The 15877-nt window shown below is 51.3% G+C and carries 13 protein-coding genes and 1 pseudogene; 7 read left to right on the forward strand and 7 right to left on the reverse strand.

The features are described 5' to 3' along the window. The first annotated feature begins 14 nt into the window (after positions 1–14). The 4 genes from drmA to LGM20_RS22675 are packed head-to-tail and all read left to right on the forward strand — an operon-like array spanning position 15 to position 7443. Complete coding sequence (gene drmA / locus LGM20_RS22660; RefSeq protein ID WP_044525241.1) at positions 15–3989, forward strand: DISARM system helicase DrmA; 3975 nt, start codon at positions 15–17, stop codon at positions 3987–3989. Positions 3990–3991: 2 nt separating this feature from the next. Beyond that, entirely contained in the window at positions 3992–5851 is a 1860-nt protein-coding gene (gene drmB, locus LGM20_RS22665; protein ID WP_072013447.1) for a DUF1998 domain-containing protein, read from the forward strand. 1 nt (position 5852) lies between these two features. Continuing rightward, entirely contained in the window at positions 5853–6614 is a 762-nt protein-coding gene (drmC, locus tag LGM20_RS22670) for a DISARM system phospholipase D-like protein DrmC (protein ID WP_044525240.1), read from the forward strand. Positions 6615–6663: 49 nt separating this feature from the next. Then, entirely contained in the window at positions 6664–7443 is a 780-nt protein-coding gene (locus tag LGM20_RS22675) for an HNH endonuclease (RefSeq protein WP_072013446.1), read from the forward strand. Positions 7444–7686: 243 nt separating this feature from the next. On the opposite strand, the gene LGM20_RS22680 is transcribed toward LGM20_RS22675, so the two are convergent. From LGM20_RS22680 to LGM20_RS22705, 7 genes and pseudogenes are all read right to left on the reverse strand, one after another. Next, a complete protein-coding gene (locus tag LGM20_RS22680; RefSeq protein ID WP_044525239.1) occupies positions 7687–8946 on the reverse strand; it encodes a tyrosine-type recombinase/integrase in 1260 nt (419 codons plus the stop codon). Between the two features lie 741 nt (positions 8947–9687). Next, the gene (locus tag LGM20_RS22685) at positions 9688–12021 is read right to left on the reverse strand and encodes a primase-helicase zinc-binding domain-containing protein (protein WP_044525238.1); all 2334 of its coding nucleotides are present in this window, start codon (positions 12019–12021) and stop codon (positions 9688–9690) included. A gap of 11 nt (positions 12022–12032) precedes the next feature. Then, entirely contained in the window at positions 12033–12353 is a 321-nt protein-coding gene (locus LGM20_RS22690) for a DUF5375 domain-containing protein (protein ID WP_014837515.1), read from the reverse strand. After that, positions 12350–12577, reverse strand: coding sequence for a hypothetical protein (locus LGM20_RS22695; protein ID WP_044525237.1), 228 nt, complete (start codon positions 12575–12577; stop codon positions 12350–12352). The genes LGM20_RS22690 and LGM20_RS22695 overlap by 4 nt, the downstream gene beginning before the upstream one ends. Further along, positions 12574–12768, reverse strand: a complete 195-nt coding sequence (locus LGM20_RS26500; RefSeq protein WP_004132556.1) for a host cell division inhibitor Icd-like protein — start codon at positions 12766–12768, stop codon at positions 12574–12576. The genes LGM20_RS22695 and LGM20_RS26500 overlap by 4 nt, the downstream gene beginning before the upstream one ends. Positions 12769–12792: 24 nt before the next feature. Further along, positions 12793–13131, reverse strand: a pseudogene (locus LGM20_RS26505) (ash family protein); the annotation flags it as partial. Continuing rightward, positions 13128–13394, reverse strand: a complete 267-nt coding sequence (locus tag LGM20_RS22705; RefSeq protein WP_039102774.1) for a helix-turn-helix transcriptional regulator — start codon at positions 13392–13394, stop codon at positions 13128–13130. The gene LGM20_RS22705 and the pseudogene LGM20_RS26505, both read right to left, overlap by 4 nt. A gap of 550 nt (positions 13395–13944) precedes the next feature. Here LGM20_RS22705 and LGM20_RS22710 point away from each other — a divergent pair. The 3 genes from LGM20_RS22710 to LGM20_RS22720 are packed head-to-tail and all read left to right on the forward strand — an operon-like array spanning position 13945 to position 15508. Continuing rightward, a complete protein-coding gene (locus tag LGM20_RS22710) occupies positions 13945–14682 on the forward strand; it encodes a glycoprotein 3 (RefSeq protein ID WP_044525236.1) in 738 nt (245 codons plus the stop codon). Then, entirely contained in the window at positions 14679–14924 is a 246-nt protein-coding gene (locus LGM20_RS22715; RefSeq protein ID WP_044525235.1) for an ogr/Delta-like zinc finger family protein, read from the forward strand. The genes LGM20_RS22710 and LGM20_RS22715 overlap by 4 nt, the downstream gene beginning before the upstream one ends. Positions 14925–14941: 17 nt before the next feature. Then, positions 14942–15508, forward strand: a complete 567-nt coding sequence (locus LGM20_RS22720; RefSeq protein WP_044525234.1) for a phage polarity suppression protein — start codon at positions 14942–14944, stop codon at positions 15506–15508. Positions 15509–15877 lie beyond the last annotated feature (369 nt).

Here is a 15877-nt window from a genome sequence, read left to right on the forward strand (position 1 = left end):
TATGGAGGGAAATAATGATAAATGATAAAGCAACCAGATCACCTAATGCATGGTTCGCGATTGACCGTGCCCAAGTGAAAGATCCGACCTTAGCCCTCTATACGCAGCGCTTAAAAGGCGAGCGAGAACTCAATCAAGGCATCTCAAATGACGATTGGGTCGTGATTCTAGATACCTCAGGCCATATCACGCGAATCGGACGCATTCTGCGTATTCGCTCCGATCTTGAAAGTACTACGCTGTTTTTCGATCGCATGTTGCACGTCAAGCCATCTATTTCGGTTGGTATGACCTCACTCACACTACCAGCAAAAGGAAGTTCTGGTCGTATTCAATGGAAAGAATTCATTGAAATGCTCCCAAATGTACTGAATACGAATATTGCTGAAATACCAAAAATCGGGGATCAAACCTATATCCGCGAACTGCTGCAATTGGCTGTGATGGACGACTTGCTTGGCCCTGCTGGTGGCCCTAATGAGCTCATCGTCGATATGGGTGTACGCGACCGCTACCTAGTTGGCAAACTCGCCCCACGTGAAGCAGCCGAAAGAGGACAAGAGTTTCCTGTTGATGCTGAAGATATTGAAGATGAGGAGCCAGACCTGATCGTCAAAGCGAAGACTGCAAAGGTGAACTCTCCCTCAGTCCTTGGTAGCGGCGAAACAGATACGGCAGAAGAGATTGATGCAGCCAGCAATCAATCATTGGTGCCCAGTAGCCTCGGCATGACTTTCTGCGTGGATGGCGACGTCGATCGGATCGAGATCGAAGCGTGTTGGGGGCGATATGAGCGTGTGCCAAATGATGAACATCAATTCTTTAAGTCCAATGGGCAAAAAGCTAAGGTGTGGAAACGCATTCCTTGTGGCGGCAAGATCGTACTCCCCCTGATCGAAGGCTCGATTTCACATAATGCTCCGGATAGTACTTCCCCGGAAGTTAGAGTGCAGGGCTCTATTCGAGCCAAAAATGACAATGGTGATCGGCTGATTACACTCTTCCTCGTTAATGCGCAGGAAGAACCGGATACAAACCGTGATACAGCATGGGTGTTTCAACCAGAGCTGATCGTTCGAGCAGCGAAAGATGCGACCAAGCCTGCCATTTTCAGGCGCAGACCGGTACTAGATGCAGATGGTATGGACCCAGAGCGCGAAGCACTTGAGATGATCTACCGAGATCGTGTCGAGTTCGCCGTGGGTCATGGAGTTGCAGTTCATGCAGAAATAGCGGATGACGTCACACTAGCCACAGAAGTGCGTACTACAGTGATGCCACAGTACGAGGTTCAGGCAACTGAGACTCCTGGGCTTGAGCTATCCGATCGTCCAGCTATGCGAGAAATGGTAAGTAGTGGTCTGCTTGATATGCAACGACTAGCCACTTTGGACATTGATCCATTAGTTGATGCCTTGAGTGTGCTAACTAATGACTACGCTACCTGGATTGATGAACAGAACTTGAGTGTGAGCAGCAAGGCCAAAGGCTTCGATAGCCAAGCCCAAGCGGCCATAAATCGTTGTCAGGAGATCCATACCCGCCTGCAAGAAGGTATCAATACACTTAAGTATAATGAGAATGCTCTGGCGGCCTTCCGTTTCGCCAACCAGGCGATGGCCACGCAACGTATACGCAGCTTGTATGCACTTGCCATGCGCCGAGGCGAAGACGTTACCCTAGATAAGTTCGATGTTCTGAAGAACCGCAGCTGGCGTCCATTCCAGTTAGCTTTTCTGTTGCTGTCGATTCCATCCCTGGCGGATCCGTGTCACCCAGACCGAGTCAAACCTATTGAGGCTTATGCGGACCTGCTGTGGTTTCCTACCGGGGGTGGTAAGACTGAAGCCTATCTGGGTGTAGCCGCCTTCACCATGGCTATTCGACGTATGCAGGGTAATTTGGGCGGGTACGATAGCTCGCGTGGTTTGACTGTAATCATGCGCTACACCCTTCGTTTGCTGACACTTCAACAGTTCCAGCGTGCTACAGCACTTATTTGTGCAATGGAAGTGCTGCGAGGCGAGGCACTAAAAAAGGGTGATAAGTCCCTCGGAACGGAGCCATTCACTATTGGCCTATGGGTCGGCAATAAAGTGACTCCGGGAACGACTGAAGATAGCCATAATGCTATCGAAAAAACACGTAACACGGGTAGTTATAATGCAGGAACAGCCTCACCCGTCCAACTGACCAGCTGTCCATGGTGTGGTACCGAAATCATTCCTGGGCAAGATGTCGAAGTTAAAAAGGATAAAGCTGGCGGCCGAACCTTTATCTATTGTGGTGACAAAAAAGGACGTTGCGAATTTTCCAAGGGAAAGTCCAGCAAGCAACTACACCCTGGAATACCAGTACTGGTGGTAGATGAAGAAATCTACCATCGTCCTCCGACAATGATGATTGCCACAGTGGATAAGTTCGCCATGATGGCATGGCGTGGCCAAGTGCGGACTCTTTTTGGCAGAGTTGAAAAAGAATGTGAGCGGCACGGTTTACTCTGGCCTGGGGCCAATTGCACTGGAAACCACCAAGCATTCAAAGGACAACCTTCAGTTAAAGTGAAGGCCATCCCCCCCATCCGACCACCTGATTTAATAATCCAGGATGAGTTCCACCTAATAAGTGGGCCACTGGGTACCATGGTAGGTTTGTATGAAACTGCCGTCGATGAGCTGTGTAGCTGGACGCTCAACGGAAAAACGGTAAAACCGAAAATCATCGCCTCAACGGCGACGGTGCGCAAAGCCAAAGAACAAGTAAATAATGTATTTATGCGTCAAGTTTCGGTATTCCCGCCACATGGACTAGATGTGGAAGATAACTTCTTCTCAGTTCAACGCCACATTAAGGATAAATTTGGGCGACGTTATCTGGGAGTCTGCTCCCCCGGTAGCTCGCGCCCAGCAATGCTTATTCGTGTCTATACCGCTTTCTTAACAGCGGCACAGGAACTATTTGACCACTTCGGTGAACCTGCTGATCCTTATATGACTATGGTCGGCTACTTCAACTCTCTGCGTGAACTAGGTGGAATGAAGCGATTGGCAGAAGATGATGTGCAGACACGTTCCTATCGCGTGCAAATGAGCATGGTGGAACGGCCTGCATTGGCACAACGTAGTGTCAACAACATCCGCGAATTGACTTCTCGTGTATCCAGCCAGGATATCCCAAAGTACCTCGACAATCTTGAGGTCAAGTTTAAGGCCGAGTTTGATAACTCTGCAGGTAAATACGTAACGAAATGGCAGGAGGGTGATACTCGCGCTATTGATGTAGTGCTGGCGACCAATATGCTGTCAGTGGGAGTCGATGTGAATAGACTCGGCCTGATGGCAGTGAATGGACAACCTAAGGGAACGGCCGAGTATATTCAGGCTACCAGTCGTGTTGGACGTTCATTCCCCGGCCTAGTTTGCACCGTACTTACGTGGGCCCGACCGCGTGACCTCTCTCATTACGAAACATTCGAACATTACCACGCCACCTTCTACAAGCATGTTGAGGCTCAATCGGTAACGCCATTCTCTCCACGTGCAATGGATCGTGGTTTGACAGGGGCGTTGCTAAGTCTTATGCGTCTGAAGAATAACGAGTTCAGCCCGAATGAAGGTGCGGGTAAATTGGATATGTCAAACCAGAGTGAACTCGCTCATGCAATTGAAGTTTTAGCGACTCGTGCAGGCAATGTAGCAGAAGATAATGCACGTAAGTTGTTAGCTGAAAATGAACTGAAAGAGCGTGCCGACGAATGGGCCAAAGAGGCCAGTAAAGGCGGACGAATTTTGGGATATGAAAAGAGAGGACCCGAAAAAGACAAGACTGTGGCGTTGATCAAATCACCAGGGCTTCAAGCGTGGGACAACTGGACTGTACCTATGTCAATGCGAGAAGTTGAGTCTGGAGTACGCCTGATTATGGACACCAAATTTATCAAGGACGATCACGATTGGAAGCCTCGTCCTGCAACGAATGACGAGGATTGAATATGATCATCAATAACAAAACTCCAGTCGGCGAAGTACGCCCAAGCCAGTTGCTATGGACTTATGGGCCTGGCGCGCTAATCGATCTACCGAGCCTATCTGTAGTGACACTAGGTATTGACCAGTGGGAGCGAGATCGCTGCCAGCCAATTCAAGAGGCCCGGCTTCTTGCTGCTGTTCGGAAGGTATTAGGATCACAAGTCGAAAATTTGAGAATGCCGCCCTTTCAGAAAAGCGAGCTCGTTGACCCCTGGTCAGCCGAGGCCAACATAGGTGTACCTGTTCGTCCATTTCCTCGCTGGATGCGCTGTGTAAAGTGTGGTTTGTTGTCGCCCTTTGATGATGGTCTGCTTGAGATCAGAGAGGATCGATTCAGGGCCGAACGAACTCGCTTTGTTCACAAAGGCTGTACAGGTTCTAAAAGAAATTTACCCGCTAAGGATGCTGATGCTGTTCCTGCACGTTTTCTGCTTGCCTGTCGTGACGGTCACCTAGATGACTTTCCTTGGCACTACTTTGTCCATGGTGGCAATAGTACATGCAAAGGGACATTGCGCTTCTTTGAGAGCGGTGCATCCTTACAAACCGAAAACCTGTGGGTACGGTGTGATAGCTGTGAGGCATCACGAAGCATGGCCCATGCCTTCGGCAAAGCCGGTAAAGAAAATCTTCCAGCTTGTCGAGGTCGCCACCCACATTTGGATCAATTCGACATTGACTGCGGTGAAGAACCACGGGCAGTACTGCTAGGAGCCACAAACAGCTGGTTTCCGATAACGCTTTCTGCATTGGCCATACCCCAAACAAAAAATCCTCTCAGTCAGTTGATTCAAGATGGATGGCCGTTCTTTGAAGCAATTACAGCTGAAGTCATGGTTCCCATCGTTGTGCAGACACTCAAGTTAACTGGCGGTCTCCCTGGAATCGACAAATATAGCGTGTCAGACATCTGGTCAGCCATCGAAATGCATCGTTCTGGTGGCGATAGCGAATATGTCGGTGAAGCCGATATCAAAGGTCCAGAATGGGAAGTGCTGACAGAGGCCAACCCTCCCACGGATTATCCACACTTCATGAGTAAGAAGATCGGAACCCCAGCACAATTCATACCGTACATCAGCCGTGTATTACTACTTGAACGACTACGAGAGGTTAATGCTCTGCTTGGTTTTACTAGAGTAGAGGCACCAGAAGGATCCGGAGAGATAAATGAACGTCCTCAGATGGCTAGCTTGGCACGCAATAAACCTGAATGGGTGCCAGCTAACCAGGTGCATGGGGAAGGTATCTTCATCCAATTCGATGAAAAATCTCTTGTAGATTGGGAATCACTGGATGCCGTCAAGCAAGTAGACAAGTTGCTTCGTGGTGGGCATACCGGTTGGCGTAACTCTCGTAATCTCGATCCGAATGAAGATTACCCAGGTATCCGATATGCCATGCTGCATACCCTATCTCATTTGTTGATCCGTGAACTAGCCCTGGAATGTGGATACAACGCAGCAAGTATTCGCGAACGTATCTATGCTGATACATCAAACGGCAGTCCACAAGCTGGTATCTTGATCTACACGGCAGCAGCTGATTCTGATGGCACACTGGGTGGTCTTGTAGATCTTGGCAAACCAGAGAATCTTGGTCGCCTGCTGGTACAAGCATTAAATCGTTCTAAGATCTGTTCTTCTGACCCACTATGTTCTGAACATAACCCGGAGAAAGATCGGTCATTACATGCCGCAGCCTGCCATGCATGTACTCTGGTAGCAGAAACCTCCTGTGAGCAAGGCAATCGCTATTTGGATCGATCGCTATTAGTACCAACACTTGAGCGTATTCACGCTGCATTTTTTAAGGGTTTTTAACATGGATGAACTCTTAGATGCTGTTGCCGAGCTAGTTTGTCTGGTTTCTCCTGAAAAGATACAAGCGATCGCAGGCCGAATTCGACGGACTGAAGCCTGCAAGGCTCTGCTGGTACTGCCAGGTGCAGTAGGAACTCCCAAGGCAAGTAACGCTATTGAGAGACTAGCAATTGCATGGCGAAACACCATGGTCAGTTCAGATGAACTAGCATCTATGCTTCTTGCTGCAAGCCATGTTTACTTTAAAGTTAGCTCAGAGCAAAGTACTGAACTTGTATGGACTGGTCCAACAACACCTTTTGTATCTGTTCGCCGAACAGAGCAAGTGCTGCTACAAATAATCAATGCGGCAAAACAGTCTTTATTTATTACCAGCTTTGTTGCCTATGATGTGTCGAGTATTGTGAATGAATTGAACATAGCTATAAAGCGTGGCGTTACCATTACAATGTTGCTGGAATCTTCACAAGAGCATGGTGGCAGTATCAATATTGATATAATCGGTAAGATGCAGGCGCTTATACCTGGCGCACATATTTACGCTTGGAATAATAAAAATAATGAATATTCAGAAGGTCGCGTGCATGCGAAAGTAATTGTTGCCGATGGTCACACCTGTTTTATTACAAGCGCAAATCTAACTGGGTATGCCATGGAGAGAAACATTGAAGCAGGAGTACTTATTACAGGCGGAGGGATTCCAAAAGCACTTAGTGATCATCTGTACTCTCTTATAAACACAAATATCATTAGTCTGATTTAATTTATTCAGCTTGATATAAAAAATTAATCTTCGTACTAAGGATAAAAAATTGAATGCATCTGAAAATGGACTATTAGAAGTAGCTTGGTATCTCGCTAAGTATGGAAAAAAAAAGCCTCCTGAAGCTCTGGATGTTGATACATGGAAAGCAGCAATATCACTATTTTATTCAACATTTGGTGCAGGTAAGACGAGAATTGAATTTTATAACAGTCTAAAAAACCACCGTGATCGTTTTGATTCTTGGCTAAGTGATGTACGCACAGGCTGGCGGAATGCTGATGGTTCTCCTAGCGAGCTCCCGTTGTCTGCTCAGATTGTTATGAACAAAATGAACAAACTACCAGAGTCACTTATTGAACAAAAAATTTTATCTTGGCTGTCGATAACCTCTTCAGAACAAGAACTGGCTGATATCTTACCTATTCAACAAGATAAAAATCTGGATGAAACGATGAAAGAACGATTAGTCGCTTCAAGGCTTGGACAAGGTGAATTCAGGAAAAAATGCCTTAAACTGTTCCCTGCCTGCCCTATAACTGGTATTTCTTTTCAACCACTATTAAGGGCTAGCCATATTAAGCCTTGGGCCGCGTGCCAGAATGGTCATGAGCGACTGGATCCTTATAATGGAATAATGTTGGCAGCTCATATTGATGCTCTTTTTGACCAAGGATGGCTGTCATTTAGTAATAATGGGCACATCTTAATTAGCACCGAACTTGATTTTGAAGTTAAAACACAACTAAACCTACCTGAAAATATCCCACCATTCTCGGAACAGCATCATCACTATCTAAAATGGCATCGAGAAAATATATTAAGATGATGATATTATTTTCGTGGAAACAGTTGCACAAAAACACGCCAATTAAAGCATGCTTCCTGAAGTATGTAAATAGATGAAATTGAGTATTGGTTAATCTATTCAGTGAAGCTTAAAGCAGACATCCAACCATCCTCATGTTCAGATGCCTGCTTTACTGACATTTTTCATCAAAGGTCCTCTTGGAGATAGATCGCCAGCAACACTATGTCGTATGTTGCAAATACTATACTCAATAAGGTTTATCTATTTCCCTGAATTAATTTTCGCAAAATCAAACGGACTCACTACCCCTTCCCGATTAACATCCAGAAAATCAGCCCACCACTGCAGCATCAGTCGCCGCTCATCAAGATGTTCGGCCTTATGAATGTAAGCTGCACGTACTGAGTTACGTTCCATATGACTCATCTGCCGTTCCACTGCATCCCTCGACCACAATCCAGACTCAATCAATGAACTACAGGCCATTGTCCTGAAACCATGCCCACAAACCTCTACCTTGGTGTCATAACCCATAACGCGCAGGGCCTTGTTCACCGTGTTCTCACTCATCGGTTTGCGATGGTCGTGATCGCCAATGAAAACAAAATCGCGATCGCCACTAAGTTTGTGTACCTGTTTAAGGATTGCTAACGCCTGACGAGATAACGGCACCAAATGAGGCGTACGCATTTTTGAACCACGCTGGGAGTGCTTCACCCCTTCAATAGCTTCTCGCTCTGCTGGGATCGTCCACATTGATGTTTCAAAATCGATCTCAGACCAACGAGCAAAACGCAGTTCACTTGAACGAATAAATACAAGGAGGGTTAGCTCAACGGCAAGGCGGGTCAAAGATCTACCCGTATAGCTGTCAATGCGCTGAAGCAGTTCGGGGGTACGTTTCAACTCTAACGCAGGTCTATGCTGCCTGTTACTTGAAGCAACAGCACCAACCATTTCCTGTGCGGGATTGTAATCAAGTAAACCACTCTGAATGGCATATCTCATAATTGCAGTAGTGCGCTGCTGTAGACGGGATGCCACCTCAAGTCGCCCCGACAACTCTACCGCTTTGATTGGGGCTAGCAGGTCTCTAGTTTTAAGATCAGCAATATTTCGCTTACCTATGGCAGGGAAGAGATTATCCTCCAGACTTTTCAGTACTCGTCGGCTATGTTCTTCCGACCACTTTTTATTTGTGGCATGCCACTCAATAGCAAGTTGTTCGAAAGTACGTGCTTCTTCCTGCTCAACCTTATCATTTTTCTTTTTATCTCCCGGATCGATGCTGTTTGCCAAAAGCTTACGAGCCTCATCACGACGAGCCCTTGCATCAGCGAGTGACACATCAGGATAAACACCCAGAGCCAGCATCTTTTGCTTGCCGTCAAAACGGTACTGCAAACGCCAGTATTTCGAACCATTAGGATGGACAAGCAAGTGCATACCACTGCCATCAGTCAGCTTATATTGCTTATCCGTTGGCTTGGCTGTTCTGACTTTGATATCTGTTAGAGCCATGCTTATCCCCTCCCTGTTGGTACAAGCATTATCGAACCGGAAATACCATCATCTGTACCAACATCTGTTGGTAGATGTACGTTGAAGTCGGTTGACCTTGAGATAATTAATATAGCGGGAATAATGGATAAATACTGGATTTTAGGCACAAAAAAAGACGTCTGTTGACGTCTATTGATGTTCCGATGGTGCCGAAGGCCGGACTCAAATCATGTCGTAACTTAATGAAATTAAAAAGATAATATATAAACCATAAATTATATGCCCCCTTTTGTGCCCCCAACCATTTTTGCGACCATATCAAACTTAGCTGTTTGATATTACTATCTAATTAAAGACTAACGCCCCATTCGGTTAGGATCCGAAACCCGGATCCTAACCGGAACTCAAATACCATAAAAAAGTTTTTTTGCATTTAACTGTTCACACTGTTCACCTCCTTATTTTTCTTTTTAATATCATAATGATAGATGGTGAACGGTTGGTGAAGAGTGAACAGTCAACTCTTCACCTCAGCGCGTTTCTGGCCTGTTTCCGGCGACCATCACCGCAATACGATGGTGATGAGGGGGGGTAAAAAGTTTTTTTGGGTTTAACTGTTCACACTGTTCACCTTTGGTTTTTTATCAATATTTTCATAGTGATACAGGGTGAACATACGGTGAAGGGTGAACAGTGGATTGTTCACCCTTGAGGGAGGGACAGATACAAAAAGACCGGCGGTTGCCGGTCTGAGACAGGTTAAGTCGCGGTGGGTTCGTCGCACTTCGGCAGCCAGTCGCCGTAGCTTTCTTCTTTCAACGTCAGGTTGGTTTGTATCCCCTGCTTGGTGTGCCGCTTCTCATAATTCATCCCGTACTCTTTCAGCATCATGGGCAGTCCCAGCCCGAACATTTTCAGGCTGAGCACATTCCTGTACCCGTTGGCCTCCATATAGGCCAGATACGCGTGATAGAGATATTTACGGTAATTACGCGGGATGATACTGGCATTACCAATAAACATCCCGTTGGTCTGCGGCAGCGCCTCCAGATAGCCACAAAAATCAAACGTCGGGTCAGCGTCGCGTTTAATACTGAGCGCCTCGTCGGAGTTCTGCTGCGACTGGAGCAGCGCGCGGGCACTCATCGGGTCGCTGAACTGCTGCATCAACTGGCGCACAATTACGGCCAGCTCGCGGGCGATTTTATCCCTGAGCTGCGGGTCGCGCTCCTCCGGGGCTATCTGCTCCGGGAAGTGGATGATTACCCGTCGGCGTGACACGCCGCCGCTGCGGTCGGTGAAGCGCATCGGGTTATTGTTCACGGCCAGAATCACCGCCGGAATGTGCGTCGAGTAGGGGTTCTGGTATTTCGGGTCAACGGAGACCGCATCGCCGCCGGTGATGGCCTTGAGTCCGGCACCGTCACCGCTCCATTTCTCCTGGTCAGGCAGACGTATCAGCGAGAAGCCAATCAGGGAGGCGCGCTTGCGCGGGTCTTCCAGCGTGTCGATATCGGCTGACGTGGCGTTATCCTCTCCGGCCAGCATCGTGGCGATTTCGGCGAGAATACTTTTCCCGCTGCCGCCCGGCCCGGTCACTTCGAGAAAGAGCTGCCAGTCGTAGCGGTTCGCCAGCACCATAAACAGCGCGGCCAGAATCACGTCGCGTTTTGTCGGGTTGCCACTGGCCGCCCGGTCGAGCCAGCGCCAGAAATTCGGCGCGTGGGTTTCCAGTGTTTCCCCCTCGACCGGCGGGGTGAAATCCACGTCGCACAGGGTGCGCAGCCAGTGCGATTTACTGTGCGGGCTGAATATACCTGAGCTGGTATCGAGCACCCCGTTGCGAAAACCAATCAGACGGCGTGCCGGTGCCTCCTGCTGCGGAATAATCAGTTTCAGGGTTTCCACCACCGACGCAATTCTCCCCGACGAGAAAGGGGCGCGCAGGCGCTGGAACAGCCCGGCCACGTCGCGGGCAAAGTCAGACGGCGGAATTACCTTCCAGATGCCGTTTTCATAGCGGGACAGGAGCTGGCCGTTGGCGTCCACGGCCAGCGCTTCGCCGTAATGTTCATGCACCCGCATTGCCTTATCGCTGGCGCTCATGGCGGTAAATTCCGCCTCGCTCATGGTGTCGAAGGGGCTTTGTGCCGCTGGCCGGATGGCGGCATAAATGGCTTTCCGCGTGGCGTCCTCCCCTTTCAGCATCACCGCATCATTCCAGTCACCGAACACCGGCGGCAGGGCGACAATGCCCTCGCAGGCTGCTGTGGCCGCAGCGGCTTTAGTCTGGCCGTCGCCGTTCAGGTCACGGTCGGCGGCGAGGATAATCTGACAGGCCGGGTGCTTGCTGCGGGCCAGGCTCGCCAGAGAAAGAAGGTTCACCGACGACAGCGCCACCATGACGGTTTCCCCGGTCAGGTGATGCACGCTAAGGGCCGTTGCATAACCCTCTGCTATCCACAGGCGTTTACCGGCCTGTTTCTGCCCGTCGATAAGGTGACATGCTCCTTTGACCTGTCCTCCCTTCAGGGTGCGCTTGAGCCCCTCAGCATTAATAAGCTGGAGGTTAACCAGCGCGCCGGTTTCGTCATACAGCGGCACCACCACATCACCGGCGCGGTAGGCCACGCCGCCGGTTTTGTGCGACGTGGTCAGCGTCAGACATTCCAGAGCGGGAAAGCCCTTGCGGGTCAGGTAAGCGTTGCCGGTGGCCGGGCGGGTTTTCTCCAGCAGCCCGATGGCCAGCGCGGCCGCTGCTTTGCGGTCGGCCTCCGTTCCGGCGTCTGCGGCTGCAATCACCTCCGGGGCTACCGGCGGCAGGTGGCCGGTGACGGCGTTCACCTTCCCGGCGGCCTCGGATGCCGATATGCCGAACACCTTCTCAACCAGTGTCAGGCCGTCACCGGCACCGCACTGGTTACAGAACCATGTGCCGCGCCCCTCTTTATCGTCAAAGCGGAACCGGTCAGCGCCGCCACACACCGGACAGGCCTGATGGCGGTTTTTTATCACCTTCATGCCCAGCGCCGGGAGAATGCGCGGCCAGTGGCCGCACGCCTGTTTTACGGTATCCGTTACGTTCATTTTCATGGTTTTCTCCCTCAGTGCAGTACAGGCGATGTCAGATGGCGGGCGCAGAGTTCATCCATCACGGCGAGCCCGAGGAAGGACAGCGACGGGGCGGCTTTCAGCGGCCCGGCCTCCATCAAATCTTCCAGTAATGCACAGGCAATCAGACGGCCTTTCTCTTCGCCGTGCTGGCGCAGATAGAAGCCCTCCAGCTCGGCGGCGATGGCGCTTTCCAGCGCATCGAGGGTGAGGTGGGGATAGCGGTGCTGGCGTTCGCACAGGGTCAGCCAGGCACAGGCCACGGCGCGGCGATACAGGGCGGCACGCAATACGGGCGGTAATGGCGTTTTCATACGTTGCCCTCCCCGGTCAGCCAGCGGTGGTTGCAGCGTTCGACCACGCCGTCGAGCTGGGCGGTCATGAGGTAAATCACGGAGGTGAGCTGTAACTGCTGGGTCGGGTCGCGGCGAATGGTAGTGCAGTCCTGCTCCTGCATCAGCTCGCCGACGAACTGGCCGACGTTACGCAGGTGCTCAAGGCATTCGAGGTCTTTGACGGTGATGGCGGGCTGTTTCATGCGCGCACCTCCGCCACCGGCAGGCGTCCGGCAAACGAGAGGACGTAATCGCGGACGAGGGAAAGGCGTGCGGCGTGTTCATCCCCGGCAACGGCGCGGAGCATACAGATACGGGGCTGACGGTCTGCGCGACGAACAGCGGCAAACACAAAGACAAACTGCGGGTGTGACGGGGTGAGGGTCGTAGCCATAGGGGCAACCTCCTGTGAATAGCGGTTATTGCCACCACCGGAGTTCCTACGCTCATGGGTGGTGACCCGGACGGGGGTAGGAATACCGGCTCCACAGAATACCGGCCAGCCCGAAAGCTGCCCCGCCCGGACCACCATTATCTTGCCGGAGCTGCGGTGTGCGCATAAACACCACAGCCCGAAAAATGGGTGTGCCTGAGCTACGACGTAAAAAAAGACGCATGGCGCGTCTGTTGTCGCCTGTGAATTACACGGGTTCCTACGCCCGGCTGCCGATTTTGCGACAGCGACAGAACTATACCTGGAAACGGCAAAGGGAAGCAAGCCAGAAAAAGAGGCTTTTTGCAGAACGGACATCATCATGCGTCATAGCCCCGGTTGCGTTCGGCGATACGGTCAGCCATCCACCCGGTGATTTCCGACTGCGCCCACGCCACGTTTTTCCCGCCGAGGGAGATTTGTTTTGGGAAAGCCTCCCGGCTGATGAGGTCGTAAATCGTGGAGCGGGACAGCCCGCACAGATGCATCACTTCGGGCAGACGGATAAAACGCTCCTGAACGGCATCAGAGACCGGCATCATCGGCGCGGCAGGGGCAGAAGACGGGGAAGAAAAAGCGGTGTGCATCGGGCTACCTCATAAAGTCCATACAGTGCCGGTCGTGTCCGTCCGGCTTCGGGTAGCTCTCTATTTTGTGAATATTTTCCCCGAGGGCAACAAGTCATTTTGCAGCGAAATACCACACAACAAACTGTTAACAAGCAAATGGCAAACAGTGGCAATCCCTGACAATCGTTGGCAATCCCTGATAATTCTTTGGCAAACCGATGATTACTTTTATATATATAAATTTATTTTTTAATTGCTAAAAAATCTAAGAAAGCAGAGCATCGTAAAAACAGAAAGGTGAACAGTGGTGAACAGTGGGTGAACAGTCAACCCCTCAACTGTTCACCCTTTATCTTACTGTATTACTTATATTTTTTCTTATGGTGAACAGTGGTGAATAGTTAATAGTAAAAAAACAAACAGTGAGTATGCTTTTCCTGAGACCTTTCTCTGGCAAGCCGGGTTTTGACGTCCTGTTTGTGCCAGCACTGCCACAACCGCAACAGGTCGTGTTGTTGTGTGTGCCCCGGCAGAATCACCTCATGTTGAAACCACGAGGAAACCTGCCATGACCGACACCACCTTTATCCCTGATTACCTGAAACCGGCGCTGGAGCGACTGGCCGCAGCCCGAGAAGCCCATCTTGAACAGGCCCGCCGGATGGAAGACACCCTTACGGCCATTACCCGCGCGGAGGAGCAGAAAGCGGCGCTGGAGCAGGACAACGGCAGCGATACCCGCACATGGCGTGCCGCTTTCCGTGCCGGGGGTGCCATGCTGACCGATGAGCTGAAAAGCGGCCATATCGAGCGAGTGGCCCGCCGGGAGCTGGCGCAGGAATGCCACAACCTGACCGAAGTGCTGGCCTTTGAACGTGACCAGCTGAAAGCCACCTGCAACAGCACCGCGCGGGCATTCCGCCAGGCGCATCATGCTGTGCTGAGTAAATACGCTGAGGAAGAGCTTAACCGCGCGCTGAATGACACCCTCGGGCCACTGGTCCGGGCGATGGTGCTGAAAGCAGAGGTGATGGAAAATCCGCTGGCCAACACCACCGGCCATCAGGGCTACATCGAGCCGGAGAAGGAGGTTATGCAGCAGGTGGTCACCTTCCTGACCGGGAAAGTGAGCGCCTTCTCCGTCACGCCAGCCGATGAGCCGGTGCTCTCCCTGACCGGCTTCCCGGTCGTCGCGCTTCCGCATATGAACCACGACGCCGCCAGCACGCCCGGCGAGCGTAAGGTCTGGCAGGAGAAAATCCGTCAGCGCGAGGCTGACCTGAAAGCGCGGGGGCTGCTGCCATGATGCACTGTCCGTTCTGCAAAAAGTCAGCGCATACCCGTACCTCCCGTTACCTGTCGGAGAACGTCAAACAGCGCTATCACCAGTGCACCAATATTGAGTGCTCGGCGACGTTCCGCACCACTGAAGCCATTGACGAGGTTATCCGTCCTCCGGCGGAGAAAATGCCGCCTGTCGCGGAGCCGGTCACACCTCCGGCACCCCGTAAAGTGCAGGGCTGCTACAGCTCGCCATACCGCCATTAATCAGGGGAGAATTGACCATGACCGCCATTACGCTACAGCAGGCCTTTGAGGCCTGTCAGAATAACAAAACCGCCTGGCTGAACCGTAAAGCCGAACTGGCGGCCGCAGAGCAAGAATACCGCGAGCAGATGCTGGCCGGGGATGAACGTATCCCGGCAATTATGCAGGGACTGCGCGACATTATGGACGTCAAAAAATGGGAAATTAATCAGGCAGCCGGGCGCTATATCCGCTCCCATGAAGCGGTGCAGCGCATCAGTATCCGCAACCGGCTGAATGACTTCATGCAGGCGCACGGTGCTGAACTGGCGGCCACGCTTGCCCCGGAGCTGATGGGACTCAGTCAGCAGCCCGCCCTCCTGACCGGCCATGCGCTCGACCGTTCGGCTCATTACCTGAGGGAAGCGCTGTCCGTGTGGCTGAGTACCGGTGAAGAAATTAATTATTCGGCAGAAGACAGCGATATTTTAACGGCCATCGGATTCAGGCCTGACGCGGCTTCGCTGGTGGATAATCAGGAAAAATACACCCCCGCACAGAGCCTGATTTATGCCCGCCGGCGCACGGAACTGGCCAGTAAGTAGCTTCGCAAAAAATCCCCGAAAATACCGCTATTTTTCCCGAATTAAGCCATGCATCCACAGGGTGCATGGTTTTGCATGCGTTTCCTCGCCTTGTTATTCCTGTCCGGCCCCTGTCCCGGCGCGGCCTGAGCTCCCCGATGCACCTGCATGAAAACCGACCCACGAAGCGTGCAGGCGAGGCGGGGAAAGCACTGCGCGCCAGCGGTAAAGTATTTATTTAATGATATTTAATTTCGCAGCCTGAGCGCGTCGCTGCGCTGCGCGGGTTCACGGGAGTGTCGGTGGATGGTGCGGTGCTGTTCGATGGCATGGCGAGCCTCTGAGGCGCTCAGGAGAAGTGCAAAAAAAGGTCGCCCGAAGGATGAGGGA

Origin of the sequence: Klebsiella quasipneumoniae subsp. quasipneumoniae, from assembly GCF_020525925.1 — a bacterium.
Lineage (GTDB): Bacteria > Pseudomonadota > Gammaproteobacteria > Enterobacterales > Enterobacteriaceae > Klebsiella > Klebsiella quasipneumoniae.